This is a genomic window from Nocardioides sp. Soil805 (genome assembly GCF_001429625.1).
Classification (GTDB): domain Bacteria; phylum Actinomycetota; class Actinomycetes; order Propionibacteriales; family Nocardioidaceae; genus Nocardioides.
In genome coordinates, this window is record NZ_LMSU01000006.1 from 88,613 (window position 1) to 109,191 (window position 20,579).

15 protein-coding genes are annotated in these 20,579 nt (G+C 71.2%); 6 read left to right on the forward strand and 9 right to left on the reverse strand.

Going from position 1 to position 20,579, the window contains the following annotated elements; all coding sequences use genetic code 11:
* The first annotated feature begins 34 nt into the window (after positions 1 to 34).
* Together ASG94_RS20015 and ASG94_RS20020 are read left to right on the forward strand one after the other, a co-directional pair.
* Entirely contained in the window at positions 35 to 2,389 is a 2,355-nt protein-coding gene (locus ASG94_RS20015) for an arylsulfatase (protein ID WP_056928256.1), read from the forward strand.
* A gap of 6 nt (positions 2,390 to 2,395) precedes the next feature.
* Entirely contained in the window at positions 2,396 to 3,724 is a 1,329-nt protein-coding gene (locus ASG94_RS20020) for an anaerobic sulfatase maturase (protein ID WP_056928257.1), read from the forward strand.
* Positions 3,725 to 3,744: 20 nt separating this feature from the next.
* On the opposite strand, the gene ASG94_RS20025 is transcribed toward ASG94_RS20020, so the two are convergent.
* Positions 3,745 to 4,569, reverse strand: coding sequence for a bestrophin-like domain (locus ASG94_RS20025; protein WP_056928258.1), 825 nt, complete (start codon positions 4,567 to 4,569; stop codon positions 3,745 to 3,747).
* 215 nt (positions 4,570 to 4,784) lie between these two features.
* Between ASG94_RS20025 and ASG94_RS20030 the strand changes: the two genes are divergently transcribed.
* Positions 4,785 to 6,503, forward strand: a complete 1,719-nt coding sequence (locus ASG94_RS20030; protein WP_056928259.1) for a SulP family inorganic anion transporter — start codon at positions 4,785 to 4,787, stop codon at positions 6,501 to 6,503.
* Positions 6,504 to 6,517: 14 nt separating this feature from the next.
* Here ASG94_RS20030 and ASG94_RS20035 read toward each other — a convergent pair whose 3' ends face one another.
* The 6 genes from ASG94_RS20035 to ASG94_RS20060 form a co-directional block, all read right to left on the reverse strand.
* Positions 6,518 to 7,054 (reverse strand): LURP-one-related/scramblase family protein, encoded by a 537-nt coding sequence (locus tag ASG94_RS20035; protein WP_056928260.1) that lies wholly within the window; start codon positions 7,052 to 7,054, stop codon positions 6,518 to 6,520.
* Positions 7,055 to 7,164: 110 nt separating this feature from the next.
* On the reverse strand, positions 7,165 to 8,124 hold the full coding sequence (locus ASG94_RS20040; RefSeq protein ID WP_056928261.1) for an ABC transporter permease: 960 nt from the start codon (positions 8,122 to 8,124) through the stop codon (positions 7,165 to 7,167).
* 7 nt (positions 8,125 to 8,131) lie between these two features.
* Positions 8,132 to 9,064, reverse strand: a complete 933-nt coding sequence (locus ASG94_RS20045; RefSeq protein ID WP_056928262.1) for an ABC transporter permease — start codon at positions 9,062 to 9,064, stop codon at positions 8,132 to 8,134.
* Positions 9,061 to 10,143 (reverse strand): ABC transporter ATP-binding protein, encoded by a 1,083-nt coding sequence (locus tag ASG94_RS20050; RefSeq protein ID WP_056928263.1) that lies wholly within the window; start codon positions 10,141 to 10,143, stop codon positions 9,061 to 9,063. The genes ASG94_RS20045 and ASG94_RS20050 overlap by 4 nt, the downstream gene beginning before the upstream one ends.
* The gene (locus tag ASG94_RS20055; RefSeq protein WP_056928264.1) at positions 10,140 to 11,153 is read right to left on the reverse strand and encodes an ABC transporter ATP-binding protein; all 1,014 of its coding nucleotides are present in this window, start codon (positions 11,151 to 11,153) and stop codon (positions 10,140 to 10,142) included. Before ASG94_RS20055 ends, ASG94_RS20050 begins: the two co-directional genes overlap by 4 nt.
* A 4-nt stretch (positions 11,154 to 11,157) precedes the next feature.
* Positions 11,158 to 12,981, reverse strand: coding sequence for an ABC transporter substrate-binding protein (locus ASG94_RS20060; protein ID WP_056928265.1), 1,824 nt, complete (start codon positions 12,979 to 12,981; stop codon positions 11,158 to 11,160).
* Positions 12,982 to 13,219: 238 nt separating this feature from the next.
* Between ASG94_RS20060 and ASG94_RS20065 the strand changes: the two genes are divergently transcribed.
* From ASG94_RS20065 to ASG94_RS20075, 3 genes are all read left to right on the forward strand, one after another.
* Entirely contained in the window at positions 13,220 to 13,900 is a 681-nt protein-coding gene (locus ASG94_RS20065) for a response regulator transcription factor (RefSeq protein WP_056928266.1), read from the forward strand.
* The gene (locus ASG94_RS20070) at positions 13,897 to 15,279 is read left to right on the forward strand and encodes a HAMP domain-containing sensor histidine kinase (protein ID WP_056928267.1); all 1,383 of its coding nucleotides are present in this window, start codon (positions 13,897 to 13,899) and stop codon (positions 15,277 to 15,279) included. The genes ASG94_RS20065 and ASG94_RS20070 overlap by 4 nt, the downstream gene beginning before the upstream one ends.
* Before the next feature lie 95 nt (positions 15,280 to 15,374).
* Entirely contained in the window at positions 15,375 to 16,391 is a 1,017-nt protein-coding gene (locus tag ASG94_RS20075) for a rod shape-determining protein (RefSeq protein ID WP_056928268.1), read from the forward strand.
* Positions 16,392 to 16,409: 18 nt separating this feature from the next.
* On the opposite strand, the gene ASG94_RS20080 is transcribed toward ASG94_RS20075, so the two are convergent.
* Positions 16,410 to 19,256 carry an FtsW/RodA/SpoVE family cell cycle protein gene (locus tag ASG94_RS20080; RefSeq protein ID WP_056928269.1) on the reverse strand — a complete coding sequence of 949 codons (2,847 nt, stop codon included), beginning with the start codon at positions 19,254 to 19,256 and terminating at the stop codon, positions 16,410 to 16,412.
* An 85-nt stretch (positions 19,257 to 19,341) separates the two neighbouring features.
* Positions 19,342 to 20,571: a hypothetical protein gene (locus ASG94_RS20085; RefSeq protein WP_156411728.1), complete on the reverse strand. Its 1,230-nt coding sequence runs from the start codon at positions 20,569 to 20,571 to the stop codon at positions 19,342 to 19,344.
* Positions 20,572 to 20,579: the final 8 nt, after the last annotated feature.

Here is a 20,579-nt window from a genome sequence, read left to right on the forward strand (position 1 = left end):
GGGAGGCCCATCGTGCTGCGATGAGGCGGACGACATGACCGACGGATTCGCAGGCAAGATCGAGCTGGACATCCGGGACTCGGTCCCGGACTGGGCACCGTTCCTCGCGCCGAAGGCAGCGGAGGGAGCCCCCAACGTGCTGTTCGTGGTCTGGGACGACGTCGGGTACGGGACCATGGACTGCTTCGGCGGTCCCGTGCGCACACCCACGATGAGTCGCATCGCACGGCAGGGAGTGCGGTACTCGAACTTCCACACGACCGCGCTCTGCTCCCCGACGCGCGCCTCCCTGCTCACGGGACGCAACGCGACGTCGAACGGCATGGCGACCATCGCCGAGTTCAGCTCAGGCTTTCCCGGCATCTCGACGCGCATCCCGTTCGAGAACGGCTTCATCTCCGAGGTCCTGGCGGAGAACGGCTACAACACCTACTGCGTGGGCAAGTGGCACCTCACCCCGGGTGAGGAGACCGGCATGGCCGCGTGGAAGAAGCGCTGGCCGCTGGGCCGGGGGTTCGAGCGCTTCTACGGCTTCCTGGGCGGCGAGTCCAGCGGCTGGTACCCCGACCTGGTCCACGACAACCACCCGACGGAGCCCCCGGCGACCCCCGAGGAGGGCTACCACATCGCCAAGGACCTGTCGGACAAGGCGATCGAGTTCATCCGTGACGCCAAGGTCGTCGAGCCCGACAAGCCGTTCTTCCTCTACTTCTCCCTGGACGCCGCACACGCCCCGCACCACGTCTTCCGGGAGTGGGCGGACACGTACCAGGGCGTCTTCGACGACGGTTACGAGGCCATCCGCGACCGGATCCTGGCCCGACAGAAGGAGCTGGGACTCCTGCCTCCGGAGACCGCGCTCTCCGGCATCAACCCTCATGGCGAGCCCGCCGCCACGGGGCCCGACGGCCAGCCGTGGCCGATGCTGGACACCGTCCGCCCGTGGGAGTCGCTGAACGACGACGAGAAGCGCCTCTTCGTCCGGATGGCGGAGGTGTTCGCCGGCTACGTGGAGTACACCGACGACCAGGTGGGTCGCGTGATCGACTTCCTGGAGTCGTCGGGACAGCTCGACAACACGATCGTCGTGGTCCTCTCGGACAACGGGGCGAGCGGCGAGGGCGGCCCCAACGGGACGTTCAACGAGTGGCGCTTCTTCAACGGGGTGCCGACGCCGCCCGAGCTGACGCTGGAGCACATCGACGAGCTCGGCGGGCCGACGTCGTACAACCACTACAACACCGGGTGGGCCTGGGCCTTCGACACGCCCTTCCCCTACTGGAAGCGGTGGGCGGGGTACGAGGGCGGTGTCGCGGACATGTGCCTGGTGTCCTGGCCGGCCAGGGTCCCTGCCGACACCGCAGCGCGGTCGCAGTACGTGCACGCCGTGGACATCGTCCCGACGATCTACGACCTGCTCGGGATCACCCCGCCGGAGACGCTGAACGGGTACCCGCAGCGCCGGATCGAGGGCGAGAGCTTCGCAGCGTCACTGACCGATGCCGAAGCGCCGGGGAAGAAGACCCAGTTCTACGCGATGCTCGGACAGCGTGCGTTGTACGAGGACGGCTGGCTGGCCTGCACCCTGCACCCGCCACTCAGCGGCTGGGGAAAGTTCGACCAGGACGTCTGGGAGCTGTACCACGTCGAGGTGGACCGGTCGCAGTCCACCGACCTCGCGGCGACGGACCCGGACCGGCTCGAGCGGATGACAGCACGATGGTTCGAGCTCGCCGAGGAGTACAACGGCCTTCCGCTCGACGACCGGACCGCCCTCGAGCAGACGCTGGCCGATCGGCCGAGCGGCTCGCCGAAGCGGGACCGGTACGTCTACTACCCCGACTGTGCGCCGGTGCCCGAGCAGTCCGCGGTCCTCATCAGTGGTCGCTCGTACACGATCGCGGCTGGTGTGCAGACCGACTCCGCGGACGCCGAGGGTGTCGTCTTCGCCCACGGCGGGATGGCCGGCGGTCACAGCCTCTACCTGCAGGACAAGCGACTGACCTACGCCTTCAACTGGGTGGGCACCACCGTGCAGACGATCACCGCCGACCGTGACCTCGCGCCCGGTCCCCACGTCCTCACCGCCGAGTTCGTCACCGAAGGTCGCAGCGAGGACCCGATGATGGCGGGGGCCAAGGGCACCCTCAGCCTGTACATCGACGGCGACACGGTGGGCAGTGACGTGATCGTCACCCAGCCGGGTCTGTTCTGCGCGGTCGGCGACGGGCTCTGCGTGGGCCGTGACGACGCCTCGCCGGTGACACCTGCGTACACCGCGCCGTACACCTTCACGGGCGGGCACATCGACAAGGTGGTCGTCGACGTCTCCGGTGAACGGTACGTCGACCACGAGGCGCAGGTCCGTGGCTGGTTCCTGCTCGACTGACGTGCGATGACGAACCTGACGGCCCCGCGGGCCTTCCACGTCATGTCGAAGCCCACCGGCGCCATCTGCAACCTCGACTGCGAGTACTGCTTCTTCCTCTCCAAGGACGAGCTCTACCCGGGGAGTGGGTTCCGCATGGACGCGGAGGTCCATGAGGCCTACGTCAGCCAGCTCCTCGCCGCCCAACGCGGCGTCGAGGAGGTGGTGGTCGCCTTCCAGGGCGGCGAACCGACGATGATGGGGCTCGACTTCTTCCGCCGCACCCTCGAGCTGGAGGTGCGGTACGCCGCCCCGGGCCAGCGGGTCCTCAACACCGTCCAGACCAACGCCACGCTCCTCGACGACGAGTGGGCGGAGTTCTTCCACGAGCACGGCTTCCTGGTGGGCGTCTCCATCGACGGACCCAGGGAGATGCACGACGCCTACCGGGTCGACAAGGGCGGCAAGCCCACCTTCGACCGGGTCGTGCGTGGCCTGGAGGTGCTCACGCGGCACGAGGTGGACTGGAACGCGCTGACCACCGTGAACGCGGCCAACGGCGACCACGGCCGGGAGGTCTACCGGTTCCTGCGCGACGACCTCGGCGCCTCGTTCGTGCAGCTCATCCCGATCGTCGAGCGTGTCACGCCCGAGCTCCTCGAGCTGGCCGAGTCCGGCTGGGGCGACCGCCCCGGACAGCGCCCGCTGTACCGGCAGGAGGGAAACCTGGTCACCCATCGCAGCGTCGGCGCGGAGCAGTACGGGCGGTTCCTGGTCGACGTCTTCGAGGAGTGGGCCCGGCACGACGTCGGCGACGTCTTCGTCTCGATGTTCGACACCGCACTCGCGCACTGGATGGGGATGGACCAGGCGGGCATGTGCGTCCACGCGCGGACGTGCGGCGACGCCGTCGCCCTGGAGCACAACGGCGACCTGTACTCCTGCGACCACTACGTCGAGCCCGGGTACCTGCTGGGCAACATCGCGGAGGGCCGGACCCTGCTGCAGCTGGTCGACTCACCGCAGCAGCGCGCGTTCGGCTCGGCGAAGCTCGAGACACTGCCGGCGTACTGCCGTGGCTGTGACGTCCGGTTCGCCTGCAACGGCGGCTGCCCCAAGGACCGTTTCCTCGACACCCCCGACGGCGAGCGCGGGCTGCACTACCTCTGCGCGGGCTACCAGACCTTCTTCCACCACGTCGACGAGCCGATGCGGGTCATGGCCGGCCTCCTGCGGCAGGGGCGGGATGCGACTGCCCTGCGCGACTGGTACGCCCGCGCCGACGCGAACCGTGACGCGGAGGAGGCCTGCACCTGTGGCAGCAGGATCCCCTGGGGAGCCTGCCACGGGGACTGACTGCGAGCTGGTCGACCTGGTCAGCGGGGGAGGCCACGGGCGTCACAGGGCGGGGTCACGGTGAGCCCGATCACCTCGATCTGCTCCTCGATCAAGCGCTGGGTCCGCTCCATCGCGGTCGGCTGGAGCTTGCCCGGGCCCTCGCCGTGCGGATGGTCGAAGAAGACGAGCAGGAGCAGCAGGAGCGAGACGACGACGGTGGCACTCCCCATCAGCACGCCCTGGGTCACCGCTCCTTCGCCGCTGTCGGCGAAGAACAGCATGTACACGAAGATCACCGCGGAGACGGCGAGGAGGACCAGCCACAGGGGACCGGGGATGATCCCCTCGGCGCCGTGCACCCGGTCGAGACGGGCCTGCTCGCGCTGGGAGGTCTGGTCCATCCACCGGTCGTAGGCCGACTGCTGGGTGTCAGTCCTGGGACGGACCGTCGAGATGGTGCGGTACATCTCGACCGCCCACGGGTTGATCGCCTCGCCCGTGCCGCCGGCGTCGATGGCCTCCCACTCCGGACCGACGACGGACCTCGCGTAGCAGATGAGGTCACCGGTGAGCCTGGTCGAGGCATCCGCGGGCAGGAACTGGGCCGTCTGGACCTGCTGGGTCACGATGGCGGCCTCGGACTCGGCGCCGGAACGTGCGTCGTCGTACGACTGGAACGCCAGGAAGATGATGAAGCCCACCAGCACCGAGAACCCCGTCGCCAGCACGCCGAAGACCCCCGAGGCGCGATCCCCGTCCCGGAAGTAGCTGCCCTCGGGGGCCGTACGACGCACCAGGAGCATCGATGCGACGGTGAGCGCCGTGGCGCCCGCCACGAGCAGGACGGCGAGGAGGAGCCTCACCTCCGGACCGATGTCGTCATCGTGACCACCTCGCCTCTCGCCGCACACGTGCCCCCCACGGTGCCGACCTCCGCACGCTCCCTGCCTCACCCGGGGCGGATGGGCGTGCGAACTATCCGTAGCGGATGAGCCGGGGTCCCTGGAACGCGCACAGACTCCGACGGAACGGTCGTGACCAGCGCACTGCGCCCAGCACCGGACCGGGAGGGACCCACATGAACCTGATGCCGGAGTCGTTGCGGGGCTACCAGAGGGCGTGGCTCGTCCGGGACGTCGTCGCCGGACTGACCCTCGCGGCTGTCGCGATCCCCGAAGTCATGGGCTACACCTCGATCGCGCAGACCCCGATCGTCACCGGTGTCTACACGATCATCTTCCCCACCCTGGTCTTCGCCCTGCTCGGGTCGTCGCGCCTGCTGGTGGTCGGCGCGGACTCCGCGACAGCCGCCATCCTGGCCGCCGGACTGACGGGCCTCGGCGTCTCCGGCCTGAAGCCGTACAGCCAGGAGTGGGTGGCCTGGTGCAGCCTGGTGGCCCTCATCTGCGGCGTGCTCCTGATCCTGGCCCGGCTGCTGAAGCTGGGCTTCATCGGCAACTTCCTCAGTGCCAGTGTCCTCATCGGCTTCCTGAGCGGCGTCGGGATCTCGGTGCTCACCGGACAGGTCCCCGACATGCTCGGCGTGCCGAAGTCGAGCGGCTCCTGGGTCGAGCAGCAGTGGGGCACGATCACGTCGGTCCCCGACGCCAGCCTCGCGACGGTCGCCTTCGGCCTCGGGACCGTGCTGCTGATCCTTGGCTTCAAGCGCTTCCTGCCCGTCGTGCCCGGGGCCGTCGTGGCCGTGATCCTCTCCATCGTGATCTCCACGACCACCGACGCCAAGAAGCACGGCGTGGCCGTGATCGGGTCGCTCCAGGGCGGATTCCCACCGGTCGGTCTCCCGGGCGGCTTCAGCTGGTCCGACGTCGCCAGTGCGACCACGATCGCCATCGGCTGCTTCGTCCTCATCCTCGCCCAGAGCGCGGCCACCTCCCGCAGCTTCGCGGCCAAGCACGGGGAGCGGGTCGACATCAACCGCGACCTCGTCGGCCTCAGTGGCGCGAGCCTGGCCGCCGGCCTGACCGGCACCTTCGTGGTCAACGGCAGCCCGACCAAGACCGAGATCCTCGACGAGCAGAAGGGTCGCAGCCAGGTCGCCACCATGACCATGGCAGCGGTGGCGTTGCTGTTCGTGCTGTTCCTGACCAGCCTGCTCACCGACATGCCGGTCGCGGTGCTGGCCGGCATCGTGTTCGTGATCGGCCTCGGCCTCGTCGACGTGGTCGGCCTGCGCCGGATCCGCAGTCGACGCATGGACGAGTTCGTGATCGCCTGCGTGACCGGAGTCGTGGTGTTCGCGATCGGTGTCGAGCAGGGCATCATCCTGGCGATCGTGCTCTCGCTCGTCGAGGTCATCCGCCGCTCCTACCACCCCGGCGACTTCGTCGTCGGTGAGGGACCCGCCGAGCAGCTCAGCTACACGGCGGCCGCGGCCGGCGTCCAGAGCCGGCCGGGCCTGGTCGTCTTCCGCTTCGACGCCACGCTGTTCTACGCCAACGCGACGCGCTTCACCGACGACGTCAAGGCCGTGGTCGAGGGGGCACCGACGCCGGTGCGCTGGCTCGTGCTGGACTGCTCGTCGATCGACGACGTCGACTACTCGTCGGGCCTCGAGCTGTCGGACCTGATCACCTATCTCCACGCACGTGGTGCGACCCTCGGGCTCGCCCACCTCGACGACTCCCTGCTCACGACGCTGCGTGCCTACGGCGTGCTCGACCACGTCGCCCCGCACATGGTCTTCTCCACGATCGAGGAGGCCTTCGGCGCCTGGGAGGCACGACCGCCCGAGGCGTCAGCTCCTGACGACGTCGTACGCCGCACCGGTCAGGAGTGACGCGCGTCCGGGCGTCACCGTCCTTGGTGAGCCATCGAGTCCAGCGCGACGGTGGCGGCGAGGATCAGGACGGGGTCCTGGTCGGGTGCGATCTCCACGCCGTACGTGTCGGCGACGCGGAACCACTGCTTGGAGACCGTCGCCACGGTGTCGTGGTCGTGGCTGAAGGTGTACTCGTGGTCCACGAGGTTCCCGTGGACCTCGAGGTCCGGCCCGTCCTCGACGTCGACCTTCCAGCGCTCCCGCAGGGGGGTGACGAGTCCCTTCTTGACCATGGCGAGCCGGTGCCCGTCGGCGTCCTCGATCTCCATGGAGTCCTTGATGCGCAGCATCTTCTCCCGGATCTTGACGAGCGTGTGACCGTCCGCGTCCTCGAAGACCAGCGTCTTGCGCACGCGCAGCGCCTTGCCGTCGACCTTGAAGGCCCGCTCGCCGCTGTCGGTCTCGATCCAGTAGTCGTCGCCGATGGACACGAGCCGCTGCCGCATCCGGTAGTGCACGCGACCCTCGCCGTGCCGCTCCTCGCGCCGTTCCTGCCGTCTTCCTCGCATCGTGTTCCTCAGCTCCCTCGACGTCCCCTCGAGTGTCCGGGCTCCCGCGTGCGTCAGGGTCACCCCGTGCGGATGACCGGGGCGCACGTGGGAGCACGTCGCTTCGGCAGTCAGTGGATCCGGACGCGCGGGTCCAGCACGGCGTACATGATGTCGACCACGATGTTGGCCACCACCACCGCCGCCGCCGCGAACAGCACGATCCCGATGATCACCGGCAGGTCCTGCTGCCGGATCGCGTCGATGGAGGTCTTGCCGAGACCGGGGAGGCTGAAGACCGTCTCGGTGACCACGACGCCGCCGATGAGCTGGCCCAGGTCGATGCCGAACTGGGTGATGACCGGTGTCAGCGCACTGCGCAGCCCGTGCCGGACGACCACGCGGCTCTCCGGGAGCCCCTTGGCCCGCGCCGTCCGGATGTAGTCCTCGCCGAGGACGTCGAGCATCGAGGCGCGGGTGAGCCGGGTGTAGGCCGCCGCCGAGACGAGCGCGAGGGCGAGCCAGGGCAGGAGCAGGTGGTTGACCCACGGCCACAGCCCATCGCTCAGGGGGACGTAGCCGCCGGCCGGGAACCAGGCATGCCCGTTGACGGTCAGCTTGAAGTAGAGGAAGTAGAGGAGGACCAGGGCCAGCAGGAAGGTCGGCATCGAGAAGAAGAAGAGCGCGAAGACCGTCAGGCCTCGATCGGCGAGGGTGCGCGGGAACACCGCGGAGATGACGCCGTTGAAGACGCCCAGCACCATCCAGATGATCGCGGCCCCGACCGCCAGCGACAGCGTGATCGGGAGCGCCTCCCGGATGATCTGGGTGACCGAGAGCTGGTAGTAGTAGTCGTATCCCAGGTCCCCGTGCAGCAGGTTGCCGACGAAGTCGAGGTACTGCTTCCAGACCGGCTGGTCGAGCCCGAGGCGCTCGTTGATCGCCGCGATGGTCTCGGGGGTCGCCTGGCGGCCGGCGATCGTGCGGGCCACGTTGCTGGGCGCCACGAAGAACAGGGCGAAGACGGCCATCGAGACGAGCCACAGCACCACGATGCCGTTGAGGACCCGGACGAGCAGGAACCTGGCCATCGCGACATCACCTCGCCATCGTGCGATCGGCCCGGGGGTCGACGGCGTCCCGGACGCCGTCCCCGAAGAGGTTGAAGGCCAAGGTGGTGATCAGCAGCGCGATGCCGGGGACGGTCAGGAACCACCACGACGTCTGGTAGTAGGCCTGCGCCGCGGCGAGCATCCCGCCCCAGTCCGCGGTCGGGGGCGCGAGGCCCAGGCCGAGGAACGACAGCGTCGCCTGGACGACGATCACCACCGGGATGAGAAGCGTCGTGTAGACGATCACCTGCGCCAGCACGTTGGGGAGGATCTCGACGAACATGATGCGCGTGTCACCGGCGCCGAGCGACCGGGCCGCCTCGACGTACTCGCGCTCCTTGATCGAGAGCACCTGGCCACGCACGATGCGGGCCACCGAGGACCAGCTGAAGGACGCGATCACCAGGACGGTGACGGTCAGGCTCGGACCGGTGACGGAGACCAGCGCGATGGCGACCAGCAGGAACGGGACGGACAGCACCACGTCGATGAGCCGTGCCAGGACGGTGTCGACGAAACCGCCGAGGAAGCCCGCCGCGATACCCACCACGACGCCGACCATGACCGTCAGGACGGTCGCGACCACGCCGACGGCCAGCGACACCCGGGCGCCGTAGACGGTGCGGACCAGCACGTCGCGGCCCAGGTCGTCGGTGCCGAACCAGAAGGTGGAGCTCGGCGGCTGCGGCAGGCCGTCGACCGTCAGGCCGTCGGGGTACTGCTGGTTGGGCGGGTGGCCGGTGAGGTGGACGAACAGCGGCGCGGCGACGGCGATCAGCGCGATCAGGACGATCACGCCCAGCGAGACCATCGCCACCTTGTCGCGGCGCAGCCGACGCCAGGCCAGCTGCCACGGGCCACGGCCCTCGATGGCGGCGGGTTCCTCGGGGACGGTCCCGAGCGCCTCCTGCACGGTCATGGCCTCTCCTCCGGTACCTCGTCCAGCACGGTCTCCTCGATCTGCGGCCGTGAGGCGGTCAGGTCCTCGCCCGGCCGTAGCGGGTGGAAGCACGCGGTCAGGTGCTCGAGCCTGTCGTCGAGGACCGGCTCCAGCGGCGGGACGTCGGCCACGCAGTCGGGCCGCGCCTTGGGGCACCGGGTGTGGAAGCGGCAGCCCGAGGGCGGGTCCACCGGCGAGGGCATGTCGCCCGCGAGGACGATGCGCTCGCGGCTGTCGGCGCTGTCCGGGTCGGCCGGCGGCAGGGCGGAGAGGAGCGCCCGGGTGTAGGGGTGCCGTGGCGTGGAGAAGATCTGCTGGGTGGGTGCCGTCTCCACGATCTTGCCCAGATACATCACCGCGATCCGGTCGCTGACGTGCCGGACGACCGACAGGTCGTGGGTGATGAAGACGTAGGTGAGGTCGAAGTCCCGCTGGAGGTCCACGAGCAGGTTGAGCACCTGCGCCTGGATCGACACGTCCAGCGCGGACACCGGCTCGTCGCACATGATCATCCTCGGCCGGAGCGCCAGCGCGCGGGCCACGCCGATGCGCTGGCGCTGACCGCCGGAGAACTCCGCCGGGAAGCGGTTGTAGTGCTCCGGGTTGAGCCCGACGCGCTCCATGAGCTCCTTGACCCGGCGCTTGCGACCCTCGCCGTCGTCGATGTTGTGGATGGCGAACGCGTCCCCGATCACCGACCCGACCCGGCGGCGCGGGTTCAACGACCCGTAGGGGTCCTGGAAGATCATCTGCATCTCGCGCCGCAGCGGGCGCATCTCGCGACGCCCGAGCCGCGAGATGTCGCGCCCCTCGAACCAGACCTCGCCGGCGGTGATGTCGTAGAGCCGCGTGAGGCAGCGGGCCAGCGTCGACTTGCCGCACCCGGTCTCGCCGACCAGCCCCAGCGTCTCGCCGGGACGCACCTCGAGGCTCACCCCGTCGACCGCGCGCAGCACCTCGGTGTAGCGCCCCAGCAGCGTGCGCTGGCCCACGGGGAAGTGCTTGTGGACCTCCCGGGCCTCGAGCAGGGGAGGGTCGGACGCGGCGGCGGACGTCATGCCGGCTCCTCCTCGGCGAGGCGCGTGACCCGCGCCCGTTCCCGCTCCTGCAGGTCCCGGGGGAGCCAGCAGGCCGAGTGCTGGAGGCCGGAGTAGACCTGCACGAGGGGCGGGTCCTCGACGCACCTGTCGAAGGCGTAGGGGCAGCGCGGACGGAACGGGCACCCGGTCGGGAGGTTGATGAGGCTCGGCGGGGATCCGGCGATGGACTGCAGCCGCGCCCGGGTGGGCAGCTGGCCGGGCAGCGACTTGAACAGGCCCTCGGTGTAGGGGTTGTGGTAGCGGTAGAAGATGTCGCGGCGCGACGCCTTCTCCATGATCTTCCCGGCGTACATCACCACCACGTCGTCGGCCATCTCCGCGACCACGCCGAGGTCGTGGGTGATGAGCACGATCGCGGTACCGAACTCCTCCTGGAGCCGGCGCATCACCGTCAGCACCTGGGCCTGCACGGTGACGTCGAGGGCCGTGGTGGGCTCGTCGGCGATGAGGAGGTCCGGGTTGAGCGCCATCGCCATCGCGATCATCACCCGCTGCCGCATGCCGCCGGAGAACTGGTGCGGGTAGTCGTCGAGCCGGTCGGCGGCGCGCGGGATGCCCACCAGGCCCAGCAGCTCCGCGGCCCGGGCCCGGGCCCTCCTGCGGCTGATCAACGTGTCGTGGGCGTGGATCAGCTCGGTGATCTGCCACCCGACCTTGTACGCCGGGTGGAGGCTGGACAGCGGGTCCTGGAAGATCATCCCGATCCTCACGCCGCGGATCGTCCGGAGCACCCGCGACGGCGCCCCGATCAGCTCGATGCCGTCGAACCACGCCTCGCCGTGGACCTCGGCGCCGCGGGTGAGCCCGGTGATCGTCTGGGTGCAGACGCTCTTGCCGGACCCGGACTCACCCACGATGCCCAGGGTCTTGCCACGGTCCAGCTCGAAGGACATCTCGCGCACCGCCCGCACGACTCCGTCGTCGGTGGCGAACGAGACGCTGAGGTCCTTCACCTCCAACAGGGCCACCGGATCAGCCGCCCTGCTTGTCCTCGCTCAACCACACGTTGGCCGGGTCGAAGTTCTGGAACGCCTCGACGTAGACCGCGTTGTGGACCTGCTCGGCGTGGTAGTTGGCCTGGATCGGCTGGGTGATCGGGAAGAACGGCGCGTCCTTCATCACCTGCTCGTCGGCCTGCGCCCACAGGTCGCTGGCCTCCGAGGAGCTGGGGGCCGCCATGGCCTGCTGGATCAGGTCGTTGGTGGTCGAGCTGTCGTAGAAGCCGAAGTTGCTGCCGACCGGGGGGAACGACGGCTCGCCGGAGAACAGCGGGGCGAAGAACGACACCGCCGCGTCGCCGTACCAGTCCGAGCCCCAGCCCGACATCGCCAGGTCCCACACCCCGCGCTGGGCGACCGAGGGGACCTGCAGGTACTTCGTGTAGAAGTCGGCGCTCGGTGACGGGACCCCCTCGACCGTGATGCCCACGTCGCCGAGGTCCTGCTGCAGGACCTGGTAGGTCTTGCGCTGGCCCTCGGAGTCGGGACGGTAGAGGACCTTCAGGGTCAGGTCGGACACGCCGGCCTGCTGCAGCAGCTCCTTGGCCTTGTCGACGTCGAACGGGTAGAGGTCGATCTCCGACGACCCGACGATGTTGTCGGGCAGCACGTGGGTGAGCGGCGGGTTGATCTTGGGTCCGCCGAGCACCTGGATCAGGTGGTCGCGGTTGATGGCGTGCGACAGGGCCTGGCGGACTTCGGGCTTCGCCAACGCGTTCCCGTTGTTCGGGGAGACGGTGTTGAACACGATGTAGGGGTTGGACGACGACGTCTCGCCGAGGTTGAGCAGGGGGTCGTTGGAGGCGATCAGGCCGGGGAGCTGGGACGGCGGCGGGAAGTTGTTGAACTCCATGTCCGCCGACGGCGTCCCGGTCTGCAGCTGCTGCTGGGTGGACTCCTGGGCCACCGTCTCGTTGATCACGACCTCGTCGACGTAGGCCTTGCGGACCTCGTCGGTCGACTCGTCCCAGGCGGGGTTGCGCGAGAACGTGATCTCCTTGGTCGGGCTCCAGCTGTCGATCTGGTAGGGCCCGTCGGAGATCTGGTGCTGACCGAGGTCCTGGCTCCCCGGCACGTAGTCGAGGACCTCCACGGGTGCCGCCGAGAACGCGGTGAGCGTGAGCATGTCGACGAAGTAGCTCGCGGGGTGGGTGAGGGTGAAGACGACGGTCCTGTCGTCCTTGGCGACGACGCCGGGCAGGTCCGTGTTCTCGATGTACTTCTTGATGGCCGGGGCGTCGCCCGGCACCTTCGCGAAGCCGTCGCAGAACTCCTTGAAGCCCTCGATCAGGTCCATGTAGTCGGGCAGTCCACCGAACGGCTGCACCGGGTTGCAGGTGCGCTTGACGCCGCGCACGAAGTCGGCGGCCGTCACCTCGCGCTCCGGCGAGGTGTTCCACTTGACGCCCGGTCGCATCGTCACCGTGACCGTCAGGCCGTCCTTGCTGATCCCGCCGTTGTCCGCGGTCGGGACCTCCTCGGCGATGTCGGGCACGGCGGTCGTCGTCTTCCCCTCCAGGGCGGGGTAGGTGAACAGCTGGCGGCTCCACAGCCGGTGGACGAGGTAGCCGATCGAGTAGTAGGAGACGTTGGGGTCCATGTAGTCGACGTCCCCGGAACCCAGCATGTTGAGGGTCCCGCCCGTGACCGCCGGCCCGTCGCTGCCGGCGCTGCTGACGTCGCCGGAGTCGGAGGACCCGTCGTTCCCTCCCGAGCCGCCGCTGCACGCCGCGAGTGCGAGCACCATGGCCGCACCGAGTGCCACGAGCCGGGATCGCCGGCCTGTCTGCACGTTCATCGGAGTCTCCCCTCGACCGAGTCCGGGCCCGTCGCGCCGCTGCCGTGCCGGCAGCCGTCCGGACGGCCCCTCCGTCCACCTCAAGCAGGCGCCCGTCGGGCGGCGGTCGGCAACCCGCCGCCGGCGAACGTCATCAACCCGCAAGGCGATGGGGTGCGGTCGTCACGATCGTGTGACGGTTCGTCACACTGCAGGTCCGAGAGGGGGCGGATCGGCCGGTCGCGCGCATACTGGTGGAGTGAGCCGGTCCGTGCTCCTGGTCGAGGACGACCCTCGCGTACGTCGGGCGCTCAGCATGGCGCTCAGCGACGAGGGGTACTCCGTCGCGGAGGCGGGCACCGGCGCGGAGGGCCTGCAGATGGTGGCGGCGGCACCCGACGTGGTCCTGCTCGACCTGATGCTCCCCGACACGGACGGCTTCACCGTCTGTCGCTGGATCCGGCAGCGCAGCGAGGTGCCGGTCATCATGGTCACGGCCCGCACCGACAGCCACGACGTCGTCGCCGGGCTGGAGGCCGGCGCCGACGACTACGTCACCAAGCCGCTGGTGGCCAAGGAGCTGTCGGCCCGGATCCGGGCACTGTTGCGTCGGGTGGAGCCGCTGTCCGCGCCGAGCGTCCGGCGGTTCCGGGTCGGGGACCTGGAGATCCGGACGGACGAGGGCCTCGTGCTTCGCGACGGGCACCGGCTCTCCCTCACCCGCACCGAGTACCGGCTGCTGACCGAGCTCGCCCGGGCCCGCGGGGCGGTCTGCACGCGCGAGGACCTGCTGGAGCACGTCTGGGGATACGGGTACTTCGGGGACAGTCGGCTGGTCGACGTGCACGTGCGCCGACTGCGCACCAAGGTCGAGCGCGACCCCGGCAACCCGCAGCTGGTGGTCACCGCCCGCGGCCTGGGCTACCGGCTCGCATCGTGAGGTCGGCGGCCGGGCGTGGCAGCGGCCGGCGCGCCGGGCTGGGCCTGCGGGACCGGGTCGCGCTCGCGTTCGGGTTGATGGGGCTGCTGCTCTCGGTCGTCTTCGCGCTGGCGGCGTCGCTGGTGGTGACCCAGTACCTCAACCACCAGCGCGAGAACGCCGCCGTCGCGGAGGCCGCCGACAACGCGACGGTCCTGAGGGCGAAGGTGGTCGCGCTCCAGCAGGACCCCGGGACGATCATGACCGAGCTGCAGTTCCCGCAGGGTGGCGGAGCGGTCCTGCTCTTCCGCGGCGAGCGCTACTCCAGCCCCTCGACCGTGCAGGTCCCGGTCCCGCCGGAGCTGCTTCACGGGAGAGAGGGGGGAGCGACCGCGGTGCGCCGGGTGAGCGTCGACGGCGAGGACCGGCTCGTCGTCGCGGTCCCGTTCCGCGACCGGGGCGGCAACGCCCTGGTCGAGATGTTCCCGCTGACCGACCTGCAGACGACCTTGCGGACCCTGTGGGTCATCCTGCTGGTCGCCGCGGCCGGTACGTCGCTGATCGGGTTCGCCCTCGGCCGGATCGCGAGCCACAGGTTGACCCGGCCGCTGACGGAGGTCACCACGGCCGCGGCGGCCATCGCGGGCGGCGACCTCTCGGCCCGCCTCGCCGTCCCGAGGGACCCGGACCTCGCCGGCCTGGCGACGTCGTTCAACCGCACGGCCGAGCGGCTGGAGAGCCGCGTCCGGGCGGACGCGCGGTTCGCCGGGGACGTCAGCCACGAGCTGCGGACGCCGCTGACCACGATGCTCAACTCGCTCGCGGTCCTGCAGAACCGGCGCCACGCGCTGCCGGCGGAGGTCGAGGAGCCGCTCGCGCTCCTCGAGGAGGACCTGATGAGCTTCCGCAAGCTCGTGCTGGACCTGCTCGAGATCTCGCGCGCCGACGGGGGACGCTCCACCGAGCTCGAGTGGGTACGGGTCCAGGACCTGGTGCGCCGCGCCGCCGACGCGACCGCCGGTCGCGAGGTCACCCGCGTCGACCCGCAGGTCGACGGACTCCCGCTGCAGGTCGACAAGCGACTGCTCGAGCACGTGGTGGTCAACCTCGTCGAGAACGCGGAGAGGCACGGTGGGGGCTGCCGTGAGGTGAGCGTCGCGTCCCCGGACGGCGTCGTACGGATCGCCGTGGTCGACGACGGCCCCGGTGTCCCGGCCGACCAGCGGGACCGGATCTTCGACCGGTTCGTCCGGTTCGACACCAGTGGCCGTCCGGGGGCCGGACTGGGGCTCGCGATCGTCGCCAGTCACGTCGGCCGGCTCGGAGGCGAGGTGCGGGTGGAGGACGAGCCGGGCGGTGGCGCGCGGTTCGTGGTCGACCTGCCGCGCACCAAGCACTGATCGTCGCCCCTGTGATGAGGGACCAATGGCCCGTGCCGCCCGGCCCTGCCGGGCCCTACCGTGGACCAGGCCGAGTCTCTCGCAGGAGGTCCCCCATGAGTGGTTTCGGAATCGACCTCGGGACCGCCAACACGGTCGTGTGCCACCAGGCCCGGGGCGTCGTGCTCGACGAACCCTCGATCATGGTGGTCCGCACCTCGGAGGCGAGCTCGCGGCGGGTGCGACCGCTGCTGGTCGGGCGGGAAGCCCGTGACCTGATGGGCCGCTGCCCGGTCGGGCTCGCGGCGGTGCGACCGTTGCACGACGGCGTCATCGTGGACCTCGAGGCGGCCCGTGCCTTCATGGTCGCGCTGCTCGGCCGGCTCCCCATGCCGGCGTGGCAGCGGTTCCGCGCGCGGGCGGTGATCGGGGTGCCGGCCGGCGCCACGGCGCTGGAGCGACGAGCCCTGCTCGAGGTGGCCGACGAGGCCGGGATCCACCGCCCGGAGCTGATCCCCGAGCCGATCGCCGGGGCGATCGGGTGCGGACTGGACCCCCTCGCCCCGCGGGCGCACATGGTCCTCGACATCGGCGGCGGGACCTCGGAGATCACCGCCTTCTGCTACGGCGGCGTGCTGTCGCATCGCTCGTCGCGCATCGCGGGCGACGAGATGACCATGACGCTCTACCGCTACCTGCGCTCCGAGCACCAGCTGCTCGTGGGCGAGCTGACCGCCGAGTCGCTGAAGTGCGAGGTGGACACCGAGGAGGGCCTCTCGTCGGTCGTGCAGGGCATCGACCTGGCCACCGGACGACCGCGGCTGAAGACCTTGGAGGCCGCGGAGGTGCTCGACGCGCTCAAGCCCACCGCGGACGCCATCATCGCCGCCCTGGCCGGCGCGCTCGACGACCTGCCACCGCAGGCGGCCGACGACATCCTCACCGACGGCATCACCGTCTTCGGCGGCTCAAGCCTGCTGCGTGGCTTCGACAAGCTCGTCGAGTCGGCGTTCGCGTTCCCGGTCCGGATGGCCGAGCGGCCGCTGACGTGCGTCGCGGAGGGTGCCGCCCGCTGCCTGGGCAGCCCCGACCTGGTCCGCGCCTACGAGGGCACCTTCCTCGAGGCCGTCTGAGCAGGTCGGGCCGGCCGCTCACCGCCGATCGCCGGCGACGGGTCCCACTTGCAGGATCTGCTCCTCGTGGGCAAAGAAGTACGCCATCGTCGGCAGCACCACGGCCCCGGACGTGCTCACCCCGTGCCCGCCGCCACGGACGAACGAGGTGGCCACCATCCGGGGACGGTCGAACGGCGCGGCCGCGGTGAACCACGAGTCCGGTGCACCGTTGGGGGCCGACGGGTCCTGCGCGGAGCCCGTCTTCGCGCCGGAGGTGACCGGCAGCGCGGTCAGGATGCTGGCGGTGCCCGAGGTCGCGGCCAGTGCCATCCCGGCGCGGACCGGGCCGAGCTTGTCGGCGTAGGGGAGTCGGCGCGGCCGGGGCCACGGAAGCCTGGACCGGTGCGGCCCGTCGCCGTACGCGAGACCGAGGTGGGGAGTGACCATCGCGCCGGTCGCGACCCCGGCGGTCCAGAGCGCGTCCTGCAGCGGCGTCACCGTCAGGTAGCCCTGGCCGATGCCGAGGATCACCGTGGACCCGGCGTACCACGTCCCGCCGTCACGGGTGACCGAGGCCGGCGTGCCGAGGTAGCCGCTGCTCTCTGCGGGCAGGTCGATCCCGGTCGGCCGGCCGACCCCCAGGCTCCGTGCCGCGCTGATGATCGGCCCGGGGCCCATCGCCCATGCGAGCTGGTAGAAGTACACGTTGTTGGACCACGAGATCGCCTCGGGCAGGGCCTGCGCGGGCAGGGTCATCCAGTTGCCGAAGGAGGTGTCGCCCAGCGTCCAGGAGCCGCCGCCGGGCAGCACCTGGTCCGGGGGCACCGAACCGTCCCGCATGCTCGCGGCGCCGACCACGAGCTTGAACGTCGAACCGGGGGGCGCCGCCACCTGCGTCACGTGCTCGAGCATGGGGCTCCCCGGACTGCGGGCGAGTCGTGCGAGCGCGCGGTTGCGCACGGGCGGGCCGAAGACGCGGTTGTCGTACGACGGCCGGCTGGCCATCGCGAGCACCTCGCCGTTCCGCGGGTCCATGACGACGGCGCCGCCGACGTCCCCGGTGGGCTCGCCCGGGCGGTCGCGCAGCACCGCGTCGAGGTCGGCGGTGAGCCGGCGCTGCAGGCCCAGGTCGAGGGTGAGCCGGAGCGTCCTCCCACGCCGGGGCGGGGTGTAGGGCCCCATGGCCATCGGGGTGCCGGCGGGCGTCACGTAGACGCACTGGCGGCCGTCGGTGCCCCGCAGGATCGGGTCGTAGACCTGCTCGAGCCCGGCGCGTCCCACCAAGGCGCCCAGGGGCAGGTCGGGCCAGCGCTCCATCTCGACCGGCGTGGCCACGCCCGTCCACCCCAGGACGGGTCCGAGCACGTCACCGTCCGGGTAGCGCCGGTGGGTGTCGGGGACGACGAAGACCCCGGGCAGCCGGGCCGCGCGGACCCGGCGGCCGACCGCCGGGGGGAGGGAGGCGACGGTGAGGTCGCGGCTCGCCCGGTTCCGACGGAGCAGGCGTCGCAGGCCGCTCTCCGGCCGGGCCGTGAGCGCGGCCAGGGTGGACACGTCGCCCGCGTCCACGAGCGCCGGCACCACGGCGACCCGGTCCTGCCGGGCGTCGAGGGCGAGGGGGGTCCCGTGCCGGTCCGTGATGTCCCCTCGTGCCGCGGCCACGCGGGTGCAGCGCAGCATCTGGCTGAGCGCCTCCTCGCGCAGCTGGGAGCCCTGGGCGGTCTGGAGCTGCCAGGCGAAGCCGACCATGCCGGCCAGGAGACCGGTGGCCGCCACGGCGGCGGTGCGCAGCAGACGTGGTCGCACGGCGTCCAGCCCGAGGCGGCCCCAGAGCCGGTGCGTCTCCCCGTCGGCGCCGAGCGCCAGCACGAGTCCGAGCGTCGCGATGTGCACGGCGGCCGCCGTACCTCCGTAGCTGAGGAGCGGGAACGGCACCCCGGCGGTGGGGACCAGGCCGAGGTTGCCCGCGACCGAAACCACGACCTCGAGGCTCACCAGTGCGGCGAAGCCGGCGGCGGCCAGCGCTGCGGGCCGGCTCATGGCCCGCCGGCTGGCGCGCACGGCCCGCCACACCAGGACCGCGGCGGCGGCGACGGCCAGGGAGCCGCCGAGGATCCCGTACTGCTCGACGATGCTGGCGAAGGCGAGATCGGTGTGCCGGTCGGGCAGGTAGAGACCCACCAGCCGGTGCAGCGGGTCCTCGGCGCCGCCGGTCAGGCCGCCCCAGGCCACGGCGATGTGCATCTGCTGGATCGCCCAGCCGGGCCCGCTCGCGTCGGTCGAGCCGCTCAGGAAGGCGTTGAGCCGCTCCTGCTGGTAGGGGTGCAGCAGGTGCACGGCGAACGGCAGCACGAGCACGATGGCGACGAGCGAGGGGACGAGCAGCCGGAGCGGGATGCGGCCGAGGACCAGCATGGTGCCGGTGACGGCGCACAGGACCGCGGCGGTCGACAGGTCCGGCTGGACGAGGACGAGGCCGATGGGCAGGGCGGCGACGAGCAGCGCCGTCGCCAGTCGCCGCGGCCACCGACGGTCGCTGCCGAGCACCTGGGCCAGCACCAGCAGCAGGCCGAGCTTCGCGAGCTCCGACGGCTGCATGGTGAAGGAGCCGAGCGCGATCCACCGCTGGGCGCCCCTGACCGTCATGCCGCTCATGTCCACCGCGACCAGCAGCGCCACGCTCAGGGCGTAGCAGCCCCACCCCAGCCACCGCAGGCCACGGGTCTGCCACCGCAGCAGGACCGCGAACAGCAGCACGCCGCCGACCACGACGACGAGCTGGTGGTTCACCGCCGACCGGTCGCCCAGGGCCGCGAGGTTGGCCAGCCCCAGACCGGCCAGGACGGCCACCGCGCCGACGGCCCAGGGATCGAGGAGCGACACGATGGGGAGCTGGGCCGGCCGGCCGGGCTCCGGGCGGGACCGCCGTGCTGCTCGCAGTCCTCGTTCGACGCTGAGCATGGCCGGTTCAGCAGCCCAGAGACGACCCGGTGAGGGGCACCGGAGGGGACTGCGCCCGAGCCGGTGCGGTCGTCAGGGCCACCAGCGCGAGCGAGCGGCCCGGGGGGACGGCGACGGACGAGCTGGCATAGACGGTGGTCCAACCGGGCTGGGCGGTCATCGCGACAGGCTGGGACCAGGTGATGCCGCTCCGGCACAGCCGGGCTGCCCCCACCCTCCACGACACCGACTGCGTGGTCGCCGCGGGGCGCAGGTGCACCGTGACGGTCACGGGGCAGGGCGACCCGGGTGTGCAGCTGCCGACCTTCTGCACCTCGACCCCGGTGACCTGGCCGGCCTGTCGCCCCGCGAGGGCCCCGACGTCCTGGCGGGGTCGGGGTCGCGGCTTCTCGGCGGGCTTCCCCGACGAGCCGGAGGGTGCGGTCGTGGTCGGACGGTCGTCGCGGGCGCTGGCGCCGGTTCCTCCGGAGTCGGGATCGCGCAGCACGACGTACGCGCTGCCGGCGAGCGCGGCGGCCAGGAACAGCAGGACCAGGGTCGTACGACGGGTCCGCGCGCGTCGGCGTCCCACGACCGGGCGGCGCCGTGGCGGCGGGGTCGGCGGGGGCGGCCCGGGCGGGACCCGGCGCGGATCCGGTCGGGCTCCTCCGAGATCAGCTCGCGGCGTGAGCGGCACCGAGACGCTGGGTGCGATGTGGGCGAACGCGCCGACCAGCGCCGCGAGCTGCCCGGAGAGGCGCTGCCCGGCACCCGGGCCCAGGACCTCTGCCAGCGCGCCCTCGAGCTGACGTGCACGGGGACCCGGCTCGGGACGCGGGTCCGCGGCCACCTCCTCGAGCAGGTGCAGCAGCTCCACCTGCTCCGGGCGGGGGTGCGCCGGGAGCCGGCGCGCGTTGTGGGTCAGCTGCTCGAGGAGCTCGGTGGTCCGGGCGCCCTCGCCTGCCGGCGCGTCCCCCACGTCGACCTCGCCCGACAGGCCGAGGGCCACCGTCCAGCGGTGGGTGTCGGCGGGGTGCGTCCCGTTGCCCGACAGGATGATCCGGACGGCGTCGAGCACGCGCACGGCCAGGAGCGAGGCCTGGGCGGGACTGAGCACCACCACGGACAGCAGCTGGTCGAGAGGCACCCGTCTGGAGGTCGTCCCCGGTTGCGGGTGGTGCGTCGCGGACGCCTGCTCGCGCGGCTCGCGGTCCGTGGGAGAGTCCGTGGTCCTCGGCGTCGCCGTCTCCTGAGCCATGCGATCCC